General features: G+C 70.1%; 14 protein-coding genes and 1 CRISPR repeat array. Of the genes, 5 read left to right on the top strand and 9 right to left on the bottom strand.

The genetic code is table 11. The annotated features are described in order from the left end of the window. Positions 1 to 1,149 precede the first annotated feature (1,149 nt). Positions 1,150 to 4,695 carry a DNRLRE domain-containing protein gene (locus ACWD3O_RS28515; protein WP_451417891.1) on the top strand — a complete coding sequence of 1,182 codons (3,546 nt, stop codon included), beginning with the start codon at positions 1,150 to 1,152 and terminating at the stop codon, positions 4,693 to 4,695. Between the two features lie 1,813 nt (positions 4,696 to 6,508). Here ACWD3O_RS28515 and ACWD3O_RS28510 read toward each other — a convergent pair. Together ACWD3O_RS28510 and ACWD3O_RS28505 are read right to left on the bottom strand one after the other, a co-directional pair. After that, positions 6,509 to 6,760 (bottom strand): hypothetical protein, encoded by a 252-nt coding sequence (locus ACWD3O_RS28510; RefSeq protein WP_451417890.1) that lies wholly within the window; start codon positions 6,758 to 6,760, stop codon positions 6,509 to 6,511. A 79-nt stretch (positions 6,761 to 6,839) separates the two neighbouring features. Beyond that, a complete protein-coding gene (locus tag ACWD3O_RS28505; RefSeq protein WP_451417889.1) occupies positions 6,840 to 6,992 on the bottom strand; it encodes a hypothetical protein in 153 nt (50 codons plus the stop codon). Between the two features lie 371 nt (positions 6,993 to 7,363). On the opposite strand from ACWD3O_RS28505, the gene ACWD3O_RS28500 reads away from it, so the two are divergent. The 4 genes from ACWD3O_RS28500 to ACWD3O_RS28485 all read left to right on the top strand — a co-directional run bounded on the left by ACWD3O_RS28500 (position 7,364) and on the right by ACWD3O_RS28485 (position 9,400). Next, positions 7,364 to 7,669, top strand: coding sequence for a hypothetical protein (locus ACWD3O_RS28500; protein WP_451417888.1), 306 nt, complete (start codon positions 7,364 to 7,366; stop codon positions 7,667 to 7,669). A 7-nt stretch (positions 7,670 to 7,676) separates the two neighbouring features. Further along, positions 7,677 to 7,946, top strand: a complete 270-nt coding sequence (locus ACWD3O_RS28495) for a hypothetical protein (RefSeq protein WP_451417887.1) — start codon at positions 7,677 to 7,679, stop codon at positions 7,944 to 7,946. A 906-nt stretch (positions 7,947 to 8,852) separates the two neighbouring features. After that, positions 8,853 to 9,137: a hypothetical protein gene (locus ACWD3O_RS28490; protein WP_451417886.1), complete on the top strand. Its 285-nt coding sequence runs from the start codon at positions 8,853 to 8,855 to the stop codon at positions 9,135 to 9,137. A gap of 17 nt (positions 9,138 to 9,154) precedes the next feature. Then, positions 9,155 to 9,400: a hypothetical protein gene (locus ACWD3O_RS28485; RefSeq protein ID WP_451417885.1), complete on the top strand. Its 246-nt coding sequence runs from the start codon at positions 9,155 to 9,157 to the stop codon at positions 9,398 to 9,400. 1,546 nt (positions 9,401 to 10,946) lie between these two features. Beyond that, a CRISPR array of direct repeats spans positions 10,947 to 12,073; the repeat unit is 28 nt; unit sequence GAGCAACCCCCGCGGGCGCGGGGACGAC. A 44-nt stretch (positions 12,074 to 12,117) separates the two neighbouring features. On the opposite strand, the gene cas2e is transcribed toward ACWD3O_RS28485, so the two are convergent. From cas2e to casA, 7 genes are all read right to left on the bottom strand, one after another. Then, positions 12,118 to 12,438 (bottom strand): type I-E CRISPR-associated endoribonuclease Cas2e, encoded by a 321-nt coding sequence (cas2e, locus tag ACWD3O_RS28480; RefSeq protein ID WP_451417884.1) that lies wholly within the window; start codon positions 12,436 to 12,438, stop codon positions 12,118 to 12,120. After that, positions 12,435 to 13,445, bottom strand: a complete 1,011-nt coding sequence (gene cas1e / locus ACWD3O_RS28475) for a type I-E CRISPR-associated endonuclease Cas1e (protein WP_451417883.1) — start codon at positions 13,443 to 13,445, stop codon at positions 12,435 to 12,437. The genes cas2e and cas1e overlap by 4 nt, the downstream gene beginning before the upstream one ends. Then, positions 13,438 to 14,238 (bottom strand): type I-E CRISPR-associated protein Cas6/Cse3/CasE, encoded by an 801-nt coding sequence (cas6e, locus tag ACWD3O_RS28470; protein ID WP_451417882.1) that lies wholly within the window; start codon positions 14,236 to 14,238, stop codon positions 13,438 to 13,440. The genes cas1e and cas6e overlap by 8 nt, the downstream gene beginning before the upstream one ends. Before the next feature lie 4 nt (positions 14,239 to 14,242). Beyond that, the gene (gene cas5e, locus ACWD3O_RS28465; protein WP_451417881.1) at positions 14,243 to 15,046 is read right to left on the bottom strand and encodes a type I-E CRISPR-associated protein Cas5/CasD; all 804 of its coding nucleotides are present in this window, start codon (positions 15,044 to 15,046) and stop codon (positions 14,243 to 14,245) included. Continuing rightward, the gene (cas7e, locus tag ACWD3O_RS28460; protein WP_451417880.1) at positions 15,043 to 16,218 is read right to left on the bottom strand and encodes a type I-E CRISPR-associated protein Cas7/Cse4/CasC; all 1,176 of its coding nucleotides are present in this window, start codon (positions 16,216 to 16,218) and stop codon (positions 15,043 to 15,045) included. The genes cas5e and cas7e overlap by 4 nt, the downstream gene beginning before the upstream one ends. Positions 16,219 to 16,363: 145 nt before the next feature. Continuing rightward, positions 16,364 to 17,572, bottom strand: a complete 1,209-nt coding sequence (casB, locus tag ACWD3O_RS28455; RefSeq protein WP_451417879.1) for a type I-E CRISPR-associated protein Cse2/CasB — start codon at positions 17,570 to 17,572, stop codon at positions 16,364 to 16,366. Further along, positions 17,569 to 19,230, bottom strand: a complete 1,662-nt coding sequence (casA, locus tag ACWD3O_RS28450; protein WP_451417878.1) for a type I-E CRISPR-associated protein Cse1/CasA — start codon at positions 19,228 to 19,230, stop codon at positions 17,569 to 17,571. Before casA ends, casB begins: the two co-directional genes overlap by 4 nt. Positions 19,231 to 19,313: the final 83 nt, after the last annotated feature.

The raw sequence follows: 19,313 nt of genomic DNA, 5'->3' as shown, positions 1-19,313 counted from the left end.
CCGGAACAGGGTCCACAAGTCGTTCGGTACCAACCGCTCGATCAGATCCGTCATGCACGGCTCAACGAGCGATGCCGCCATCAGAAACGACGTCTTAGGCTGTTCCCCGCGAAGCGGGCCGCCCTCAGCCACCGGCGACCCGGTGGCGGCAACGACGTCCTCGCAGTTCGCGGTTTGGTCCTCGCCCGCGCACGCGCGCTCCGGCAGACCAGGGATCCCCCACGGCCTTCGCCGGAAAAACTACAAGAGACCTCAGCCTGACCAGCCTCAGTAACCACAGAAGCGTGAAAGGCGTGATGGTGTGCAGTATCGGCGCGGTCTGCCGAATCGCCCTCCACGCCCTCCCCGGCGCCCTGAACCCCAGTAACCACAAGGGACTCAGCTCCACCGGCCGCTACAAGATCTCCGGATGAAGTAACGGCGAGGTCTGAAAACACCGCGTCTGAGGCCTGCGAGGCCTCCCGGACGGCGATCCCGTGCGCGCGGGCGACCGGCAACACCCGGACCCGGCTACGAGCGTTCAGAGCCGAGACAGTCCCCTGCCGGAACACGCTCGCCGCGCCCCACTTCTCAAGCCGGGACAGCACCTTCGCCCCGCCCGCCGGCGAGCAGCCCAGCAGCCGCGCCATCGTCACCGCCGGACGGCCCCGCTCGGTGTCCACGCCGCCCGGACACAGCCGCAGCCACCCCTTGCGGTTGCAGGACAGCACCATCAGCAGCAGACCGAGCCGATCCGTTGCCGCCCCACGCCCCGTACGACCCGCGAGCTTCCCGGCCGGAGTCGTCCGCCCGTCCCTGTGCTCCCAGCCCGGCGCGAACAGCACCTCGATCAGCGCCAGGAACACCGTCAGCTCCACCCGCGACAGCGCCAGGACATGCCGACGATCCCCGCCGTGCTGACCCGACCAGGACGTCCCATGCCTCTCGGACTGGTCGGAGGAGAACGTCGCCGATCGCCCGCCCGCATTGCCTCGCGTCCGTCTGGGGAGCCCGATGTGGCGGCGAACAGCAGCGGATCGAACCGATCGGTGCGGGAGAGAGCACCGCCGCCTGCTCTCGACTCACGCCCAAAGAGGGGCGGGAGACCAAGATCGCTGGTATACATGCGCAGTCTGTAAGAATTTTTTGAAGATTGTATGAGGAGTCTGCGTGCAAGGCACCATCCGAAGACGTCTCGATCGGCTCATCCCGTCCAGGCATGGCGCCAGGTGGCTGCAGGCCACCGCGGCTATGGCACTGGTCGGCGCCATAGCCGGTCCGCTGATCGCATCACCCGAGGCGGTGAGCGCACATTCGTCGCAGGACATGGTGAACAGTCCAGCAAGGGACGTCACCTTCACCGACACCGAGCCGAACATCGCCGAACTGCTGGGACTGAGTGAGGAACAGTCGGCTCGACGTATCGCGACAAGCAAGGGACAGCGCGTAGAGCTCGTCTCCCGGCGCACCGAAACCTCCTCCACCTATGTGAACCCTGACGGCACCCTGACGTCCCAGGCATACGCCGGGCCTATCCGGGTTAAGCAGGAGGACGGCTCCTGGGATGAGATCGACACCGCACTGATCGACGGCGGCTCCGCCCTGGAGCCGCAGACGGCGGCGGCGGACATCACCGTCTCGGACGGCGGCGACAAACGCCTCGCATCGGTCTCCCAGGGCGGCGCGTCGCTGACGATGGGCTGGGAAGACACCCTGCCCGAGCCGCAGGTCAGCGACGACACCGCCTCCTACGCCATCGGGGACGAGCAGACGCTCAACGTCACTGCCCTGAAGGAGGGATTCTCCCAGAACGTCACCCTGGACTCCGCCCCCACTGGGCAGCTCTCCTTCCGGATTCCTGTCACCTTGAAGGGGCTGACCCTGTCGGAGTCCGGATCGGGACATCTGCTACTGAAGGACAGCGCGGGGGACATCGTCGCCGAAGCTCCGGCACCGATGATGTGGGACTCCTCGGTGGACGCGAAGTCCGGCGAGTCCCAGCACCTGGCCCGGATCGACACGGAGGTCGAGACCGCTTCAGACGGCAGACAGGCCTTGGTTCTGAGACCGGACCCATCATATTTTGACCAGAACCTGACATATCCGGTGATCGTGGATCCCACGACAACTCTTGCGGCCTCCACCGACACCTGGGTCGCCACCAACTACCCCGACTCACAAGTCTCATCCACCGAGCTGAAGTCGGGAACCTACGACGCCGGCGTGACCAAGGCGCGTTCGTACCTGAAGTTCGATGTCTCACGCTTCGCAGGCCTCGACATCATCGACACCAACCTGGCCCTCTTCTCCACCTGGTCCTCCTCGTGCGAAGGGGGATCCGGCACGGTGGTGAGGCGGGTGACCGAGAACTGGGCGTCATCCACGGTCACATGGGGCACCCAGCCTGCGGCGACCGCGACGGGTGAGGTGATCAGCACTGCGGCCAAGGGATTCTCCACCACTGCATGCCCCGCCGGAACGGTCAGCTTCGATATCGACGCCATCGTCCGCGCATGGACGAGCGGCTCCCCCAACTACGGTGTGGTCGTCCGCGGCGTGAACGAGGACGACTCCCTCACCTGGCGACGCTACCGCTCCGCGAACTACGCTTCCGGCTCGGACGGGGCCTCGGAGCCGCACCTCACGGTGACCTACAACTCACATCCGGAAGTCCCCCCGGCCACCGCTCTGTCTCCGGCCACCACCAGCGCCGGCACCAAGTACGTCACATCGCTGACGCCGGTCCTGTCGACTCGGATCGATGACGTCGACCCGGGAGCCAGAGTCCGCGTCCAGTACGCCGTCGCTCCTGATCCGGTCCACAACGACACCACCTACACGCTCACCGCGGACAGTGCCTACGTGGACTCCGGAGAGGCTGCGGCTTTCGCTATACCGGCCGACGCCCCGCTGAAGAACGGCACGCACCTTCGCCTGCGCGCCCGGACCTATGACGGGACCGACTTCTCCAAGGCCTGGAGTGCCTGGCAGACATTCACTGTCGACACATCCAAGGCCCCGGCACCCAAGGTCCCGGCCTCTCCCGCTGCCGGCGCCGTGGAGACCCCGAGTCCCATCCTCACGGGTGTTGTCACGGCCGCAGTCGACCGCAATCTGACCGCCGAGTTCCTCGTCTACAACGCGGCAGGCGAGCTCGTCCTCAGCGATCCCCTCACCACCGACGTCCAGGACGGCGACCGCGCTGCCGTACAGGTGCCGGAAGGCCGGCTGACCAACGGTTCCTCATATCGTTGGAAAATGCGCAGCTGCTCCAACGGCGTCTGCTCCGCCTACACGGCCCTGCAGGAGTTCACCCTCGATGTGAGCGAGGAGAACACCTCCGTCGGAGCTGTCCCCTCCGCAGTGACCGGCCTGAAGGCCCGCGCAGGAGAACACGGCGCCCTGGTGACTTGGACGCCGGCTTCGGCCACGGAAACCGCAGACAATCCGATCACCTACACAGTCACCGCGCGGGCCTCGGACGGAACCACGGTCGCCCAGACGACCACTACGGACAGGTCCGCCGTCTTCAACGAGCTCCACGAGGACGCCGGTGACGCCACCTACACCTTCGCGGTGGCAGCGACGAACAGCTCGGGCACGGGACCGTCCACCACATCCAACGCAATCCTTCCCGTGACAGTCCCAGGCGGGACATCCGCGTACACCACCGCTCTGGAGGCTTACCACTTCGCCCGCGGCGGGCTCATCGACGGCAGCTACACCGACGCGACCGATGCCGCAGCCAACAGCGCCTACGGCCCTCAGTTCGTCAGCTACCTGGCCAAGGGAGAGGAATCGGCTCTCAGGGAGCGCATCGCCGCCGCGGAGGACGACACGGACAATGCCCGGCCCGAGATCCAGCTCAGCGACGTGCTGGCCCTGCCGTCCACCGACGGCAGCACGGTCACGGTGCGTGCGACCGTGGACACCAACCACCTCATCGTCAACGACGTAAGTGCCGCCACCGCCGCTCCGACCGACGAGATCGGCCGCGCAGAAATGCAGTACACCTTCACCGCCGGTGAAGCACCTGTCCTGCTGACGGCCACCAGCGCACCCGCAAGCGAGTGGACGGTACAAAGGAGCAGCGCGGCACTGGCCGACTTCGGTAACGGAGTCGAGCAGCTCATACCGGACGAGGACCCCGATCCATCAGTGTTCGACGGGGACTCCCTGGAGACCGGGACCGGTGACGTCGGACCAGTCTCGTTCGACGCCCTGCAGGCAGGTTCGTACTCTCGCACCGGTGCGGCGACCTGGGCAGTAGCAAACTGGGACGCGAAGCCGATGTATTCCTCGGACTGCACGAACTTCGTCTCCCGCGCGATTCACCACGGTGGTGGCGTCCGGGAGAAGGGCGACGGCGGCGAATGGTACCGAAGCACTGACGCCTGGTGGCGCAACCCCGGCCAGTGGGGCCACGACGAAACACTTTCCTGGATCAACGCCGCCTACTTCAAGACCTTCTTCTACGATCACATGCTGGCCTCGAAGCGATCCACGTCCACTGCCTACGTAGGCGACGTGATCTTCTACGACTGGACTGGGGACGGAAAGATCGACCATACGTCCATCATCACCCTCATCAAGAACGGCAACATCTACGTCAGCCAGCACACGAAGGCTTACAAGTACCGCAGCTTCGCGGCGCAGCGGAAAGCCGAACCCAAGATGAAGTTCTGGATCTACAGGCCGAAGCCGGAGTGGTACTGATGCCCGCAACCGTCAAACTACGTGAGGCTCTTCAGCTCTCACCTCGAGGCATGTGGTTCGTTGCCGGGGAGGCCGTCCTCGCACTTCTGCTGGCCAGAAGCCTGTGGATGTGGCGCGACGACCCCTCGGTACTGCTCGCCTCCGTTCCTGGAATGCTCTGGCTCAGTGCCGGATTGGCAACCTCCGTCCTCCTCAGCCTGATCCTGCTGACCCGTGATGCTCCTGGGCTTCGCCGGTGCGGTTGGTGGCTGACAGTTGGACGCCTCTGCGCGCTGCCCTTGATCGCTCTCGAATGGCACCCCGGAATGGCGCCCTGGATACCCTTGTGGTGAGCAGGTAACAAACGACAGGGTGCGGCCCGCCGACTCGACAGCCGGCGGGCCGCACACTGTCGTCGGAGCGGAAGCGTCCCTATCACGCAAGGGCTCGACTCCATGAGCCACTGAGCGGGCGCGGCCGCCGGGTCTTCGCCGGACAGCCGCCGTTCTTTCGGGCCGCCTCCATCGCGGCACGCAGTGCGATGCGGGCCAGGTCGACGCCGGACGTCTCACCGCCGCTCCTGCCCGCCCCCAGATGGTGTGCTCGAGAACCAGATGGTGCGTGCCCGCCAGGCGCTGCGCTTCATCGCCCAGCTGGTGGCTGAACAGCCTCCCCGCGGACGTCTCGCCCGTACTGGTCGATCTGAGCGAAGACAACGCTGTGGTCCTTGATCGCCCGTACCCGCCAGGCCCGGACCTGCTCGCGGGTCAGGGCCTCAAGGACGAACTCCTACTCCTGGACCACGTCGTCGGCGGCCGGGCGCGGCACGGGCACGACGACCGGTGCCACAGGCTCGGCAGGGGCGGTGACCGGCGGGGCCGCGGCTTCGGCGCGGGCCTTCGCGGCGGCTCTTCCGGGGCACGGACCGCTCCAGCTCCAGCTCGCGGGCCCACGCCCAGGCGGTGACCTGCTTGTGCAGATGCCGGTCGACTTCCGCACGGCGCTCTACCTCCGAAGCGTGCGGCAGCACCCCCGTTGACGGTGGCCGCCAACGTGCTGCGCCGGGCCCGGCGGTCGACCTGCCGGTCCTCGCACCGCGGGCAGGCCTGGCCGGAGTCGAGCAGCACCCGGTCGTCGCACCGGGCAGCGCCACACTGCTGGCGCTGCGGCAGACCCCGGGCGATCAGCCAGCCCACCGGTCCTGCACCGCGCCGGCCTCGACGCGACGGACATCACTGAGCCGAAGCTGCTCGCATCGAATGGCGAGGCGGCGGCCCCAAAACGGGGGAGCCGCCGCCGGCTGATCAGTCCAGTCCGCGTCGACGTGCTTCTCGGCGAATCCAGACCGCCTTCGCAATCGCTTGCTCAGCTCGGGCCCTCCGCTCCGCCGTCAGGAAGCCTGGCAAAGCGCGAGAACTCCCGTCCGGCTCCAGAAACCAGCCGGCCATCGTGGGGAGCGGCCACAACTGGGCGTGGGCGTACCAGTCGCTCCACGAAATGGCGTGCCCGCTCGGCGGGCACGCCCAGTCGGCGAACACCTCGGCGAACAACTCCCGCACCGGTGCGCCGCCGAGCTCCCTCTCGTGGGGCTCGGGCAGGTACGGGTTGATAAACGATGCGGCGCAGACGCGCATGCGTCCCCCTTGCCCTTCAGCGGACGCACCCTGTCCGCGCAGGCCCCGCACCCTATGCATGACCATACTGCGTTCCGCGCGCCAGGTTCCCCAGCCCTTCGTCCCCGACTCCCGACCTCGTAGCCTTCCCTCTCGCTACTGTCGGCGCATGCGAGTAACGGCATAGTCGTGGATGACACAGGCCGGGCACCGTGGCACTCCTACCGGGTGCTGGAGAAGCGCACACCGGCGAAGGAGCGAGCAGCTCCAGCGCCGCCCGCTTGGCCTCCTCGAGCTGGGCGGCGGTTCTCGTCCAGAGCGAGCCCGTCGACCAGGCGGTCGGCTGCGCGGAACCAGCCGTCGATGCCGACGGCCTGGAGTGGCAGCGGCTCACCAATGGCGATGACCTGCGTCCCGATCGATGCGGCCTCGGTCAGCAGCTTCGCGGCGGACCGGTCGTCCGTCGTAGTCACTCTCGTCGACCGGACGTCGGCACCGGTCAGTCGAGGGCCGGAGCCGCTCCGCTGCAGCCAATCCTGGTAGAGGCCTGTTTCACTTGCCTTTGAGTAGCTGGTCGATACGGGGCACGGACAACCCAGTCAGCTCAGCCACCTGCTTCAGGGTGCGCCCCTCCCTCAGCTCCCCCACGGCAGCGGCACGTTCGGCCTTGACCTTCTTCACCGTGCGGGGCAGTAGTTCGTCCATCACGGGCGGCGCGTTCCCGCTCGACCGGGTCGGCGATACCGGCGAGGTGGGCGCACACGGCGCTGACGTACGAATCGGTAAGGGTCTGCAGGGTCTCGGAATCCATGGGGGCAGCGTAGGGCGGCAGTGAGGGAAGTGACCGGTGACCCCTGACTTGCGTGACGGCGAGGACAGCAGCCTCCGAGGGCACAGCGCCGCACTCAAGCGCACCCTCGAGCACGCCATTCGGCCGGGTTGATTGCCGGCCGGCATGAAGTCGCCAATCCAGGCGCAAGGGCCGGGCTTCGGCAAGGTCGTCGGCTACCGGATGCCGGACAACCTCGTGCAGACCTTCTACACCGCCATCAAGAGCACCGAGAAGTGAGGACACCTTGCACACCCTCCGTCTCGCCGACCTGACCATCGCCTGGTCCAGCACCGATGCCACCACCCCTGCCGGGCACGTCCTCGTCAGTGGCGTCGACCCGACCGGCCTGCACAGTCTCTGCCTGTACGCAAGCGACACCCCCAACGAGCACGCCTACCGGGGTCACCTGCTCGTTCCGCCGGACAACCACAACCAGCGGTTCCTGCCCGCCCGCACGACCGCCTACGGTCCCGGCGGCGCGTACGTCACAAGCGTCGGCGACCGCACCGCCATGCTCGCCCGGCTCGCCGGCCGCGCCACCGAGGAGTGAGGACCCCATGACCGATTCCACGGCCTACCGCATGCTCACCAAGAAGCTGGACACCGACCGCGACCTCCTCGCCCGCGAGGCACAGGACGCCGCCGAGGCCCTGACCCGCTTCTCCCAGACCGTGAGCAGCGGCGTCTCCACCGGGGACATCGGCCGAAGTATGCAGACGCTGGTCCGACTCCACGCACGCGCGGCGCATTACGAGGCCACGCAGACCGCCGTTGAGCTCTACGAGGCCGAGCGCAACATCACCGCCGACAGCCCCACCGGGCAGTGAGAAGCACGGCCATGAACACATTCACCGAGCTCCGGGCACCGTCACCGTGTCGCCGGGCGCCGCCTGCGAGGCGGCGGGAGACAGCGTGGTCAGAGTAAGGGCGGATAGGAAAGACGTGACAGCGCGGCAGAGGAGGCGCACTGGGTCCTTTCGACGGTGCGGTACTGGCCCGATCGTCGTATCGAGCGAGCAGCCGACGCGTCCGGCATCTCGGGTGTCTCACTCCGGTGGGTTATCCAGTCACACCACCGCCGTCCGCTTTTTGCTGGGTGCTCGGTCAGGCCGCGGTGTCGTGTCCGGCTTCGCGTGGGTCGCCGGTCGGCCGTGTCAGCTCGTCGTCTACTATCGGCCGGCGGTCCCACACGAGGTGGTCAAGGCTTCGGTGGTCCGAGCAGTCCGGGCACAGGTACACCGGCATGCGCGTGCCGGTCTCGTTCGTTACGCCGTCCGGGCACGGCACACCGTCCTCTGGGCCCGCGCACTTCTGCTGCCATTCCCCCATATGTTCGACCATGGGACTCCGTCTCGGAGCCGGGGAGAGAGCCTGTGGGGCGCACGGTCGTTTGGCGCTGGCATGCCGCCACAGGGCCGTTCAGCAGCCCCGCACAGCCCCACGCAGGCCGCTCACACCAATTGGTAACGTCACCACCTGCTCCGCACTGCGGTAACTGCATCCCGCCAGGAACGTTCCGGACGGCTCTCGCGGGACCTGGCCGCACTGCGGCAGGAGGTGGCCGCCGGCCACCGCGGAACGTTCCACGGTGGCCACCTACTGAAATCCGTAGGTGAAGTCCACTCCCTCCGAAGCAACGATCCGCTACGGTGAAAGCGTTAAGGGAAAGTGGTAACCGTGAATCGGTAACCGCGATGCAGGGCTGACGTGCACGTCACTGCCGGGAGGAAGTCATGAGCGAGCAGCCGTGGACGATCGAGTCCATCTGCGACGCCCTCGGCCACCCTGCTTTGAAGCAGGACTTCCTCAACCAGATCAACCGCGCCACAGCCGACGAGCTGTTGCGCGTGTTCTCGAAATGGGAACAGAAGGCCGAACGCTCTCTAGTAGCGACCCAACGCGGACGCGAGATCACCGAGGCTGAGGATCGCGGCGAAGAGCCCCCCGGCGAGTGGATTGACATCACCGACCGTGTCTTCGCGGAAGCTCAGCGAAACCGGTCACGCGGCGCGGCCTAAGCTGCCAGAGTGAGCCTGTGAACTACAGGCTCCTGCTCGACAAGGCCATCGAGGCGGACTGGGACGCCCTCCCCGAGGCGGCCGGCCTCCAGCTCGGCTTGGCCCTGTTCGACGTCATCGAAGACCCGGTCAACCAGACCGAGGCGTGGGGTATCGACGACGGCCGACACCGCATCCTGCTCCGCCCGCTCGTCACGGCCCGCCTGTCTGTGAATCACGCGCAGCGGACCTTGCGCATGTACGGCGTCGAGCTCCGTGACTGACCGTCGGCGCCCTCCGCAGAAGGCAGGTTCAGCGTTGACATCCTCTCCGCCAAAGAACTCCTAACGAAATGATCTTCGCGATGGTCAACCCCGCGGGAGCGGGGACGGCGGCGGGCTCTGTCGTCCCCCGCGTCCGCGGGGGTGCTCGAGTTGCCGCGCCTCCCGTTCCCGGTCGTGCCCGCGTCCTCGGCGGCCGGGCAGCTGGCGGCCGCACGACGGTGAGCGGTCGGGCGGTGGCACGGCGACCGGCACGGGCGCGGCGGGAAACGTCCGGCGAGCTCGCGGCGCCCCGGCAGTTCCGGCAGCCGGCCGACGGCGGGGCAGGCGTCCCGGCGGGCGTGTGCGGCAGCGAGTGATCAGGAGGCGGCCCGGCGAACGGTTGCCGGGCACGGCGCGGCACGGCCTTGAGCGTCGCGAGGGCGCGATGGCCCGGCCCGGGCACAACCGCAGCGCGAAGCAGGCTCGAGACTGGCGGACTGGTAACTCACGCACCCCGGCGCCGCGGGAGCGGCCAGGCGGAGGGTGGGCAACGGCGGCAGCCCCACGGCCCGGCGGTCCGGCACCCCGGCGACCGGCGGCCCGGCGAGCGGCAGCACGGGAGTTGCTGCAGCGGGTCAGACGGCCGGGGCCGAAGCGAACCGGCGACAGGCCCGGCAGCGGGCGGCCAGCCGGAGGACCTCGTCGAGGACCGGCAGCCACCGGCGACCGCCACGGCGGCGGCGCGGCAGCGGGAGGACCCGGCAGCCGCCGGACGCGGTCTCTCACCGCGGCGCGCGGCCAAGCGGCCCCGCAGCCCGGCGCGGGAGCCCCGCGGCCCGGCGGGCGGTGCAGCGGGACCCGGCCCCGGTGACCAGGCGGCGGCCCCACCGGGAACGGCGCCCCGCCGGTGCCAGGCCGACTCGCGGCGGCCCCGGCACTCCGGCAGCGGGAGCCGCGCGGCGTCCGGCAGTTCCGGCGGCGAGCAGCACGGCCCGGCGAGCAGCAGCACGGCAGCGAGAAGGACCCGGCAGCCGCCGGGCCCCGCGGCCTGGCACAGGAGCCGTGCCCCGGTGCCCGGCACGGGAACCGCGGAAGACACCCGGCTGGGGCGCCCCTGCAGCCGCCGGACGCGGTCCCCCACCACAGCGCGGCCCCGGGCGGCCTCACGGACCGACATGGCGGCCCGACAGCGGCACGCGCACCAGCGGCGCGGAGCGCGGCATGGCGACGACCAGGCGGTGACGGAACCGCAGCAGCAGCCCGGCAGTCCGGCGACCTGGTGCCTCGGCGGCCGCGTGCGCGGGCGGCCGGCATCTGGCACGGCAGCCACGGACCCGGCAGTCGCTGGGCACGGTCCCCCCACTGCGGGCGGCCCCGGCCGGTCCCGGCGGTCGGTACAGCAGCCCGGCGGTAGCGGCGGGGAACGGCGGACCGAGTGGTCGGCCGCCAGCGGCCCCCGGCAACCGGCGCGACGCTCAGGCCCGCGGTGTGGAGATCCTGCCTGAGGAGCTACCCCGCAGGCGCGGGGACAACGCGCAGCGGCGGAAGTGGCCGCGCACTCAAGCAGAGCAACCCCCCGCGGGCGCGGGGACGACCCGAAGTCCGACGACGACCTGGCCGTCGAACTGGAGCAACCCCCGCGGGCGCGGGGACGACTCGTAGACGTTCGTGGTGGACGAGCGGCGGACCGAGCAACCCCCGCGGGCGCGGGGACGACTGGTCGGGGCGGATCCGCGGTTCCGCCGGCGGAGAGCAACCCCCGCGGGCGCGGGGACGACAGCAGGCCGATGCCGGTACCGGCCAGGGCGACCGAGCAACCCCCGCGGGCGCGGGGACGACTCGCACCGTCTGGTAGCCGGCGCCGTACTGGGCGAGCAACCCCCGCGGGCGCGGGGACGACGGGGGTGTGGAGAGAGTCTCGGCGGCGATGCGGGAGCAACCCCCGCGGGCGCGGGGACGACGAGCAGGTGGTGCCGTCGGAGATGGCGGTCGGGGAGCAACCCCCGCGGGCGCGGGGACGACCAGCGCGCCACCGTCCGCAGCATCGACCCCGGCGAGCAACCCCCGCGGGCGCGGGGACGACACCCAAGGATGGACGCAGCGCCGCATCGGTGAAGAGCAACCCCCGCGGGCGCGGGGACGACCCGCTGGGCCGCCGGATGCTGGTCGCGGGCACGGAGCAACCCCCGCGGGCGCGGGGACGACCCGAGGACGAGGTCGCCGGCCTGGAACTGCCAGGAGCAACCCCCGCGGGCGCGGGGACGACGTCCGCAACGGCGGCATGGTCCTCTTCGTGACCGAGCAACCCCCGCGGGCGCGGGGACGAGAGGGAGACCGCCGGGACCGAGGGCAGGGGCGGGGAGCAACCCCCGCGGGCGCGGGGACGAGACGACGTCGAGCAAGTTGGGGCGGAAGAACAGCGAGCAACCCCCGCGGGCGCGGGGACGAGGTACCCCTGAAAGGGGTCACCCGTGTCCACCCGGAGCAACCCCCGCGGGCGCGGGGACGAGCATGCCGATGTACCCGATCCGTCCCCGGATGCCGAGCAACCCCCGCGGGCGCGGGGACGAGTTCGGCAGCAGGGCGTTGGTGAGCTGCAGGCCCGAGCAACCCCCGCGGGCGCGGGGACGAGGTGGATTCCCTCGGGGAGGGGGTGGATGGCGGGCGAGCAACCCCCGCGGGCGCGGGGACGAGACTTGGTGACCTGCAGCGATGTCACGTGATCATGCCATTTTGCTTCACGTCGTTCGGGGGCGCCATGCCTGTTCGCCTTGACGTGGGCGGGCGATGAGGGTGAGTCCGTCGAAGTCGACGGGGGTCCAGCGGTCGCGGCCTGCGGTGCGGGTGGTCCAGCCCTGTTCGGTTGTCGCGGGTTCGATCATGACGGCTTGGCCGTCGTGGATGCGGTCGGCGAGTACGGTCCAGAGGCGGTCGCGGATGCGTGGGTTGGGGTTGCCGACGAAGACGCCGGCGGCGACTTCGACGAACCACCGGGTGAGGTGGCCGCGGAGCCCGGGCGGGGCTGCGATGAGAACGATCACGGTCGTGCCGGCGCTCACGAGGGCGGCTCCCCGGAGGTGGTGCCGTCCGGCTCGGGCCGCTCCGGGGGCTCTGGGATGTCCGGGATGACGTCGAGGTGGTCCGCGGCGCTCCAGTTGCGGCCGCTACTGACGACGGTGTCGCCTTCGTCCCATAGGGCGCCGAGGTCCTCGTCGATGAGGTCGGTTCCTTCGGAGACGAGGAGCCGTTTGATGTCGGCGACGACGCGGGGCAGGAGTTTGCCGTGGACGACGGCGTCCCGCAGGGCGGTGCGCGCGTCGCGTTCCGAGGTCAGGCCTTGGGCTGCGAGGTCGAAGGCGAGCGGGATGGTGAACTCCGCCTTGTAGAGGTCGGCGATGTCCAGCACGAAGGAGAGTGCGTTGCCGGTGTGGACGAAGCCGAGGGCGGGGCTGGCGCCGAGCCCGGTGATCGCCGCGTGGCAGATGCCGTAGAGGGCGGAGTTGGCCGCGGACAGGAGCCGGTTGACGTCGTCGCCGGCGGCGAAGGCGTCGCCGGGCTTGTAATCGCGCTTCGTCCACGGGACGCCGGTGCGCTGCGAGTGCTGGGCGTAGAGGCGGCGGATGCGGGTGCCTTCCCGGCCCCTCAGCTGCTGGAGGGTCAGGCCGGTGGTGGTCTCCCCGGGGAAGCGCATGTCGTACATGCGGCGGGCCACGGCGACGCGTTCCTTCGGCCGGGTGACCAGCCATGCCTGCCGTAGCTGAAGCTGTGAGCCCCTCGCCGTGCTGGTGCCGGTGGCGTAGAGGCGCACGCCCTGCTCGCCGACCCAGCACACGGCGGTGCCGGAGTCGGCGAGCAGGGTGACGGCAGGGTGGGTGATGCGGCTGCCGGGTCCGACGAGGAGGACGGCGAGCCAGGCAGCCGGTACGTGCACGGTGCGCACCTTGTTGACCAGGACGATGGCGTTGTCGTCCCGGTCGATGTGGCAGCGTTCGGCGTAGAGGCTGCTGATGCGGTCCTCGAGCCGGTGGACATCCTGGGGCCCGGTCCGCCACCACGGGTCAGCCATGACCGGCCCCTTCCGCGGAGCGCAGTGGCGCCAGCGTGAGGAGACCCTGCCCGTAGCCCTTGGCCGGGCCGATGCCGCCGAGGAGAGCGGAGCGCAGCGCGTCGGTGTCGGTGACACGCAGGCGCCCTTCGAAGGTGGCGGTGGACAGGGTGACGCGGGGGCCGTCCTTGCGCTTGCTGAAGCGCAGGATGTCACGGCTGACGACAGCGACCGCCGGTCCCGCCGATGACGGCGCTTCCGGTTCGCTGCTGCCCGTCTGCAGGCCGGGACCGGGACGCATGGCCGTCGCGCCGGGGATGGCGAAGCCGTGGCGTTCGCTCTGCCGGAGCAGCCACTGCAGCTGCTGCGCCACGGTGCGGTGGGCTACGCGGAAGCCTCGGTGCCGGGTGCCGTTGTCGGCTCCTTCCTTCAGACGGGCCGCCTGTTCCTCGCTCGGCTTGGTGGGCCGGGGGACGCTCTGAACGGGGTTGGCGGTGAGGCGGAAGCCGAATTCCCTGCCGCGGGCGACGCGTTCGAGGAGGGGGGTGTAGTCGGCGATGAGGGGGGCGCCTCCGTCGGCTCCGGGCCAGCCGGCGTCGTCGACGAGGTGTTCCCAGGACGGGCGGCTCTCGGTGAGGACGAGGACCTCGGCCCGGTAGGGGGTGTTGTTCTCCAGCCGCCACAGCACCCGCTCGGTGACGGGCTGCACGGCCAGTCCGGCGAGAACGGCGGCGTGCAGGCGGTGCGGGCTGGAGAGCAGGGACACGGCCGCGCGGCGGCGCGGGTTCAGTGCGATCTTCGACAGGTAGGGCATGCGGTCACCAGCCCAGGAGAGCGAACGGGTCGTGGTCGGGCAGTCCGGCGGCGCCGGTGTCCGGCGAGGCGGCGTCCGGCTGAGCACGGCCGGTGGGCAGGGTGACCCACAGGTGGCGCACGGCGCGGCGGCCGAAGCGGGTTCCGGTCTTGAGGTCGAAGGTGTCGGGGACGTCGACGGCGAGCTGGTCGCCGGCCGGGTCCTCGACGGTGGCCTCCAGGGACACGGTGGCGCCCTTGACCTGGCTGCGGCGGTGGCTTCCCGCCTGCCACGGCACTTCCTTCAGGGTGTCCTCCAGTTCCGTGTCGGGGTGCAGACCGAGGCTGACCGGGCCGACGGGCGGGCAGGAGCGGCGGCCGAGGGAGAGCGGGTGCGCGGGGTTGCGCACGGCCTCTTCCAGGCTCGTGAGCAACGGCTTCGGTCCGCGCAGGGCGGCGACGAAGACGGCGTCCTGGAGGTAGAAGCGCTGGGTGACGCCGGTGTGCTTGGCCGGGGTGGTCCGGGTCTGCTGTCCCTTGGCGTTGGTCTTGGCCGAGAGCAGTGGGAGCCCTCGGTAGTCGCTGTAGGTGTGGTAGTCCCGCAGCAGGGTGCCGGGCTGGTCGACCCGGACTCCGAGTTGCAGGCCGAGCAGGTCGGTGAGGGACGCCTCCCGGTCGCGGCCCTCGGCGGCGGCCAGCAGGCCGAGGACACCGGACTTGGTGGGCTGGGGGCGGGTTTCGCGCCTGTTGTAGCGGGAGGGGCCGCCCCAGGACTGCAGGGGGGCGGCCAGCCGCAGCACCAGGACGGCATCGTCGGTGGCGGTCGTCACGCGCCGGCCTCCGAAGCCTCGGAGGGGGTCAGCTCGCCGCCGTCGAGCCACTGGCCGACCAGGGCGTCGACCGCGTCGAGGAGGGCGGGGAAGGGCAGGGAGGAGCCGAACGCCTCGGCGACCTTGTCGCCCTCGGCGGTGTAGGTGGCCAGGGTCCGCAGCGGCTTGTTGCCCCAGGTCTCTCCGACCGCCCGGAGCTCGTCGGCGAGCCGCACGACAGACTCGGCGGCCAGGCCGGTGACACCGGTGACGGGCTCCTCGTAGGCGGAGACCAGGTTCACCGGCTGGTCGGCGCGAACCGTCAGCAGCACCAGGTGGGGCAGAGTGCGGTGCGCGAAGGAGTTCTGGTGCCCGGTCGGCATGGAACGGGCGAACGCGTCGACGAAGCGGACCGCCGTCTCACGGGTCTCGCCGGCGTCGGAGAGGTTGTCGCGGAGCTGATGCACGCCGAGAACCGCGTACCGGTACAGGGTGGAGGAATTGAACTCGACGGTGCCGATCATCCCGGCACCGTGGTCCTCGGTGTTCTCGTCATCCACCGCGGTGTAGTAGTCGAACTCGGTGCGCACGGCGTGGGTGGACAGGGCGTGCGCGACCTGCACGGACGCGTCCACGTTCAGCGTGGGCAGATCGGCGACCATGCGGCCGAACAGGGCGACCTCCGCCGGGTGCCCGGTGGACAGCGTCTGCACGACGGGCAGCTTCTTGACCTCGCTCTTCAGCTCCTCGTCGGCGAGAGCGGCCAGCTCGGCGGCACGGCCGCCGAGCAGCTCCACCAGCGCGTCGAGCTGCTTCTTGCCGAAGAACAGCAGGTAGGCGGACTGGTCGTCCTTCTTGGCGGACTTGGTGATGCCGAGCGGCTCCAGCAGGGCGGCCGCCAGGCGGTCAGCCTGCTCCCCGGCGAGGCCCGCGCCGCCCTGGTCGGCGGGCCGGACGAGACGCTGGGTGAGCAGGGTGGCGATCCGCTTCGTGCGGGTGGCCCGGTCGGCCTCGGGCACCTGCCGGGCGTACTCGGTGCGGGTCGCCCGCTTCCACGCCTGCGAGGAGACGCGGGCCCGGCGGGCCCCGCCGTAGATGGCCTGCTTCGGGGTGCCGGAGTCGTCCCGGTTGACGTTGGACGGCGGGAGGCTCTGCAGGATGTGAACCTCGATGAACAGACGGGGCTGGGTCATGGCATGACTCCTTGAAGGCGTGGAGCACCGCCGAGGCGGCACATGGAGTGAGGGCCGAAGAGATAGAGGTACGCAAGGCTTCGGGACAGATCTGCGGGACCTCGCGCGCTGGGACAGCCGGCAGCCAGCTGTCCCGGAAGCGGCGTCAGGACGTGGCTGCGGAGTGGAAGTCCCGATCCCAGCTTTGCCGGAGGCGCGAGGCCACGTCCGGACGGTGAGGGTCGTCCCAGACCCGCAGGGCGGAGCGGACCATGTCGTAGTCGAGTCCGACACCCGCCCGGTTCAGCAGAGGGATGAGCGACCGCAGGTGCATGGCGAGCTCTGTGGCGTCGGCGGAGGTGAGCAGGACACCGAAGCGCCTCTCCAGTGCCGCGGTTGAGCTTGCACCCCCACCGTCGGCGGCCGCCATCTTGGCGAGCCGGCCGGCGGCGCAGCCTGGGCTGCTGCCCGGGACGTGCATCCGGCGGGAGTGTGCCTGCTGATGGCGGGCGAAGAGGGTCAGCGCGACGTGCTCGGCCATGAGGTCCGAGGTGAGGAATCCCTTGTCGCGCCACTCGGACGCCATGCGGGTGCGGTGGAACGACCACATCGCGGCGACCGTCCCTGCCTCACGCCCGGTCCCGGAGCGTAGTGCGGCCAGTTCGGCTGCGGCGTTCCCGCTGCCGGGGGAGAACGTCACCCAGTACGGCGCGGACTCGCCGGCGTTGCTCTCCCCGCTCTCTGCTTCGCCGTCGTCGCCAGGGACGGAGACACCGGGGTCGGTGTACTGCAGGCCCCAGGCCCTCAGCGTCCGGTCCCGGGCTTTGCCGTCGCTGTCCCACCCGACGAACTCGTGGAACAGTCGTCTGTAGTCCAGGCCGATGCCGGCCTGCCGCAGGAGCGGCACGAGACGCTGCAGGTGCTGCACGAGTTCGTACATGTCCTGGGCCGTGGCCGCAGCAATCAACCGCCGCTCCACCGCTGCCTCACCCAAGACCCCACCGCGGCGAAGACGCAGGCAGGCGGTGCCCAGCCCGACTCCCGGCCGGTGGACAGGCTCGGACGCGCCGTGCTGGTGCAGACCGAAGAGGGTCAGCGTGTGGTGCTCCGCGATGTACGAGGCCGGGAGGCGGTCCGAGCCGCCGTCCGGAAGGGGGACGCGGTGAACGGTCCGCATCGACGCAACGGTGCCGGCTTCCCGGCCGACGCCTTCACGCAGGGCCCGCAGGCTGCGTGCCACGTACTCGGAGAACTCCGGGCGCCACCCTTCTGCCCGCGCCGCCTGCCAGTTCTGTGCGGCCTCTTCCCAGAAGAACTGCCGCACCCGGCCGCCCGTCCCGAGACGTGATGCCCGGGTGCTGTCGAGGGATGTCATACCGGTGCCACCTCCTCCGACGTGGCGCGTCGTTTCTCCGAGACGCGCTCCAGGACCTCGGCGAGCCTCTTCCGGAACAGGCCGATGGCCTTGCCGCTGCGGTAGACGAACTCCTTGTCCCCGTTCCTGACCGTGCGGCCCACCATGGCGCGCGGCGGGGCGGCGGCCATGAGCAGGCCGGCCTCCTTGTTCGCGGCGATCGCGACGGACTGCTCCCAGGCGAGCCGGGCCCGCTCAAGGAGTTCGTCGTCGTCCGCCCCGACGGTCCGCAGCCCGACGAGCAGGCGGCGCATCGTCCGGTCGAGGGAGTGCAGGAACTGCGCCGAGGGCCGGTTGCCCTTGTCGCGGGGCAGCGGGTCGCCTCCAGAGGCGCGCCGCAGGTCGTTGTTGAGGCCGTCGAGGGCCCGGGCGACCTGGTCTGCCTGCTCGACGCACTCCAGCAGTGCCTGACGCAGCCATTCGTCCTGGGCTAGCAGGGCGTTCACCGGCAGAGGCAGATCGTCTCCGACGGCGTTCTCCACCACGGCGGACTGGGTGCCGTACTCCAGACCCGAAGTCTCGACACCGAGCAGGTACTGCTCTGACAGCACTTGGCCGACTTGCAGGTCACCGATCTGCCGCAGCAGCACCGACGTGTAAGGGCCGTCGCTCTGGTCGGGCAGATGCATCGCCAGAAGCGTGTTCAGCCCTTGCCAGGCCGCCCGGCCCGAGGTGTGCCGGCGGGGCCGCCGATGCGGCTGGCCCTTCTTCGGCTTGGCGGTGTGCTGCCACGCCGTGTGCGGCTCGTACTCGGGAGTGCGAGCCAGCCGGTCCCCGGCGGACACGATCACTCGGTTCACCCGAAGTCCCTGCTCCGTCTCGCAGGTGAAAAGACGCACCCGCCGGGCCTGGAACGTCAGCAGGTCCAGCAGCCCGCTTGCCGGGCGCTCCGACCATGCGGGCCGAGCGGGTGACTCGCAGCCGAGCCCGTCCGGACGCTCGTCCCACGCCCACTGTGGCCGGTCGCCGGCGGCGATACCGTCCGGCAGGACCGGCGTGTTCAGCAGCAGCGTCTCGTACAGCGTCCTGCCGGTGGGGACGATGACGCCGAACTGGCCGAGCGGCCCCGTCGGGTTTCCGGTCGTCTTTCCGTTCTTCGCCTGCGGATCGCCCTCGGCACCCGTCTTGATCGACGCGGTGTCGCAACACTGGACATGCAGCAGCCACAGCAGAGCCTCGCCCGGCGTTAGCAGCAGCTCGTCGGCCTCGCTCAGTGAGCTGAACAGGGGCACGTTGTTGCCCGACGCCACCGACGGCACCAACTGGGCGGCCGACTTCGTCTCACCGTTCAGCGCCTTCAGCCCTGCGACCTGTGCGAACGGACGCTCCGGGTCGAACAGCCGGAACCGGTGCCCGTAGCGCTCGGGACCCAGGTAATCCGAGAGGCGTGCGAGCTCCTCCCCGGAGAACTTTCCGCGCCGGAACCGCTCCCCCCACTCCTGCTGGCTCCGCGGTACGCCGAGGGCGTCGAACATGACCGGCAGCAGCAACTGGCGCAGCACCACCGGCAGCATCGTGTGCACCGGCATTTCCAGGCGCCTGATTTTGTGCGCTTCGGACAGCGTGCCCAGCAGACCGTCATGCCGAGTCGAACCATCCACATCGACTGCGGTCAGCACTGCACCGTGGACCAAGTCTCCATTGACTTGCATGGCGGCTTCCCCCTCCCTCTGCATATCCCACGTCCCCCGGACGTGAGGCC

The sequence above is a fragment of the Streptomyces sp. NPDC002640 genome (genome assembly GCF_053592575.1).
The sequence above is the reverse complement of the archived record's forward strand: the minus strand, read 5'-3'. Positions and strand labels throughout refer to the sequence as shown.

Coding starts and splice junctions, on each gene's coding strand:
- ACWD3O_RS28505 (WP_451417889.1), bottom strand. CDS start 6,992: ATGGACGAACTACTGCCCCGCACGGTGAAGAAGGTCAAGGCCGAACGT.
- ACWD3O_RS28495 (WP_451417887.1), top strand. CDS start 7,677: ATGACCGATTCCACGGCCTACCGCATGCTCACCAAGAAGCTGGACACC.
- ACWD3O_RS28490 (WP_451417886.1), top strand. CDS start 8,853: ATGAGCGAGCAGCCGTGGACGATCGAGTCCATCTGCGACGCCCTCGGC.
- cas1e (WP_451417883.1), bottom strand. CDS start 13,445: ATGGCTGACCCGTGGTGGCGGACCGGGCCCCAGGATGTCCACCGGCTC.
- cas6e (WP_451417882.1), bottom strand. CDS start 14,238: ATGCCCTACCTGTCGAAGATCGCACTGAACCCGCGCCGCCGCGCGGCC.
- cas7e (WP_451417880.1), bottom strand. CDS start 16,218: ATGACCCAGCCCCGTCTGTTCATCGAGGTTCACATCCTGCAGAGCCTC.
- casB (WP_451417879.1), bottom strand. CDS start 17,572: ATGACATCCCTCGACAGCACCCGGGCATCACGTCTCGGGACGGGCGGC.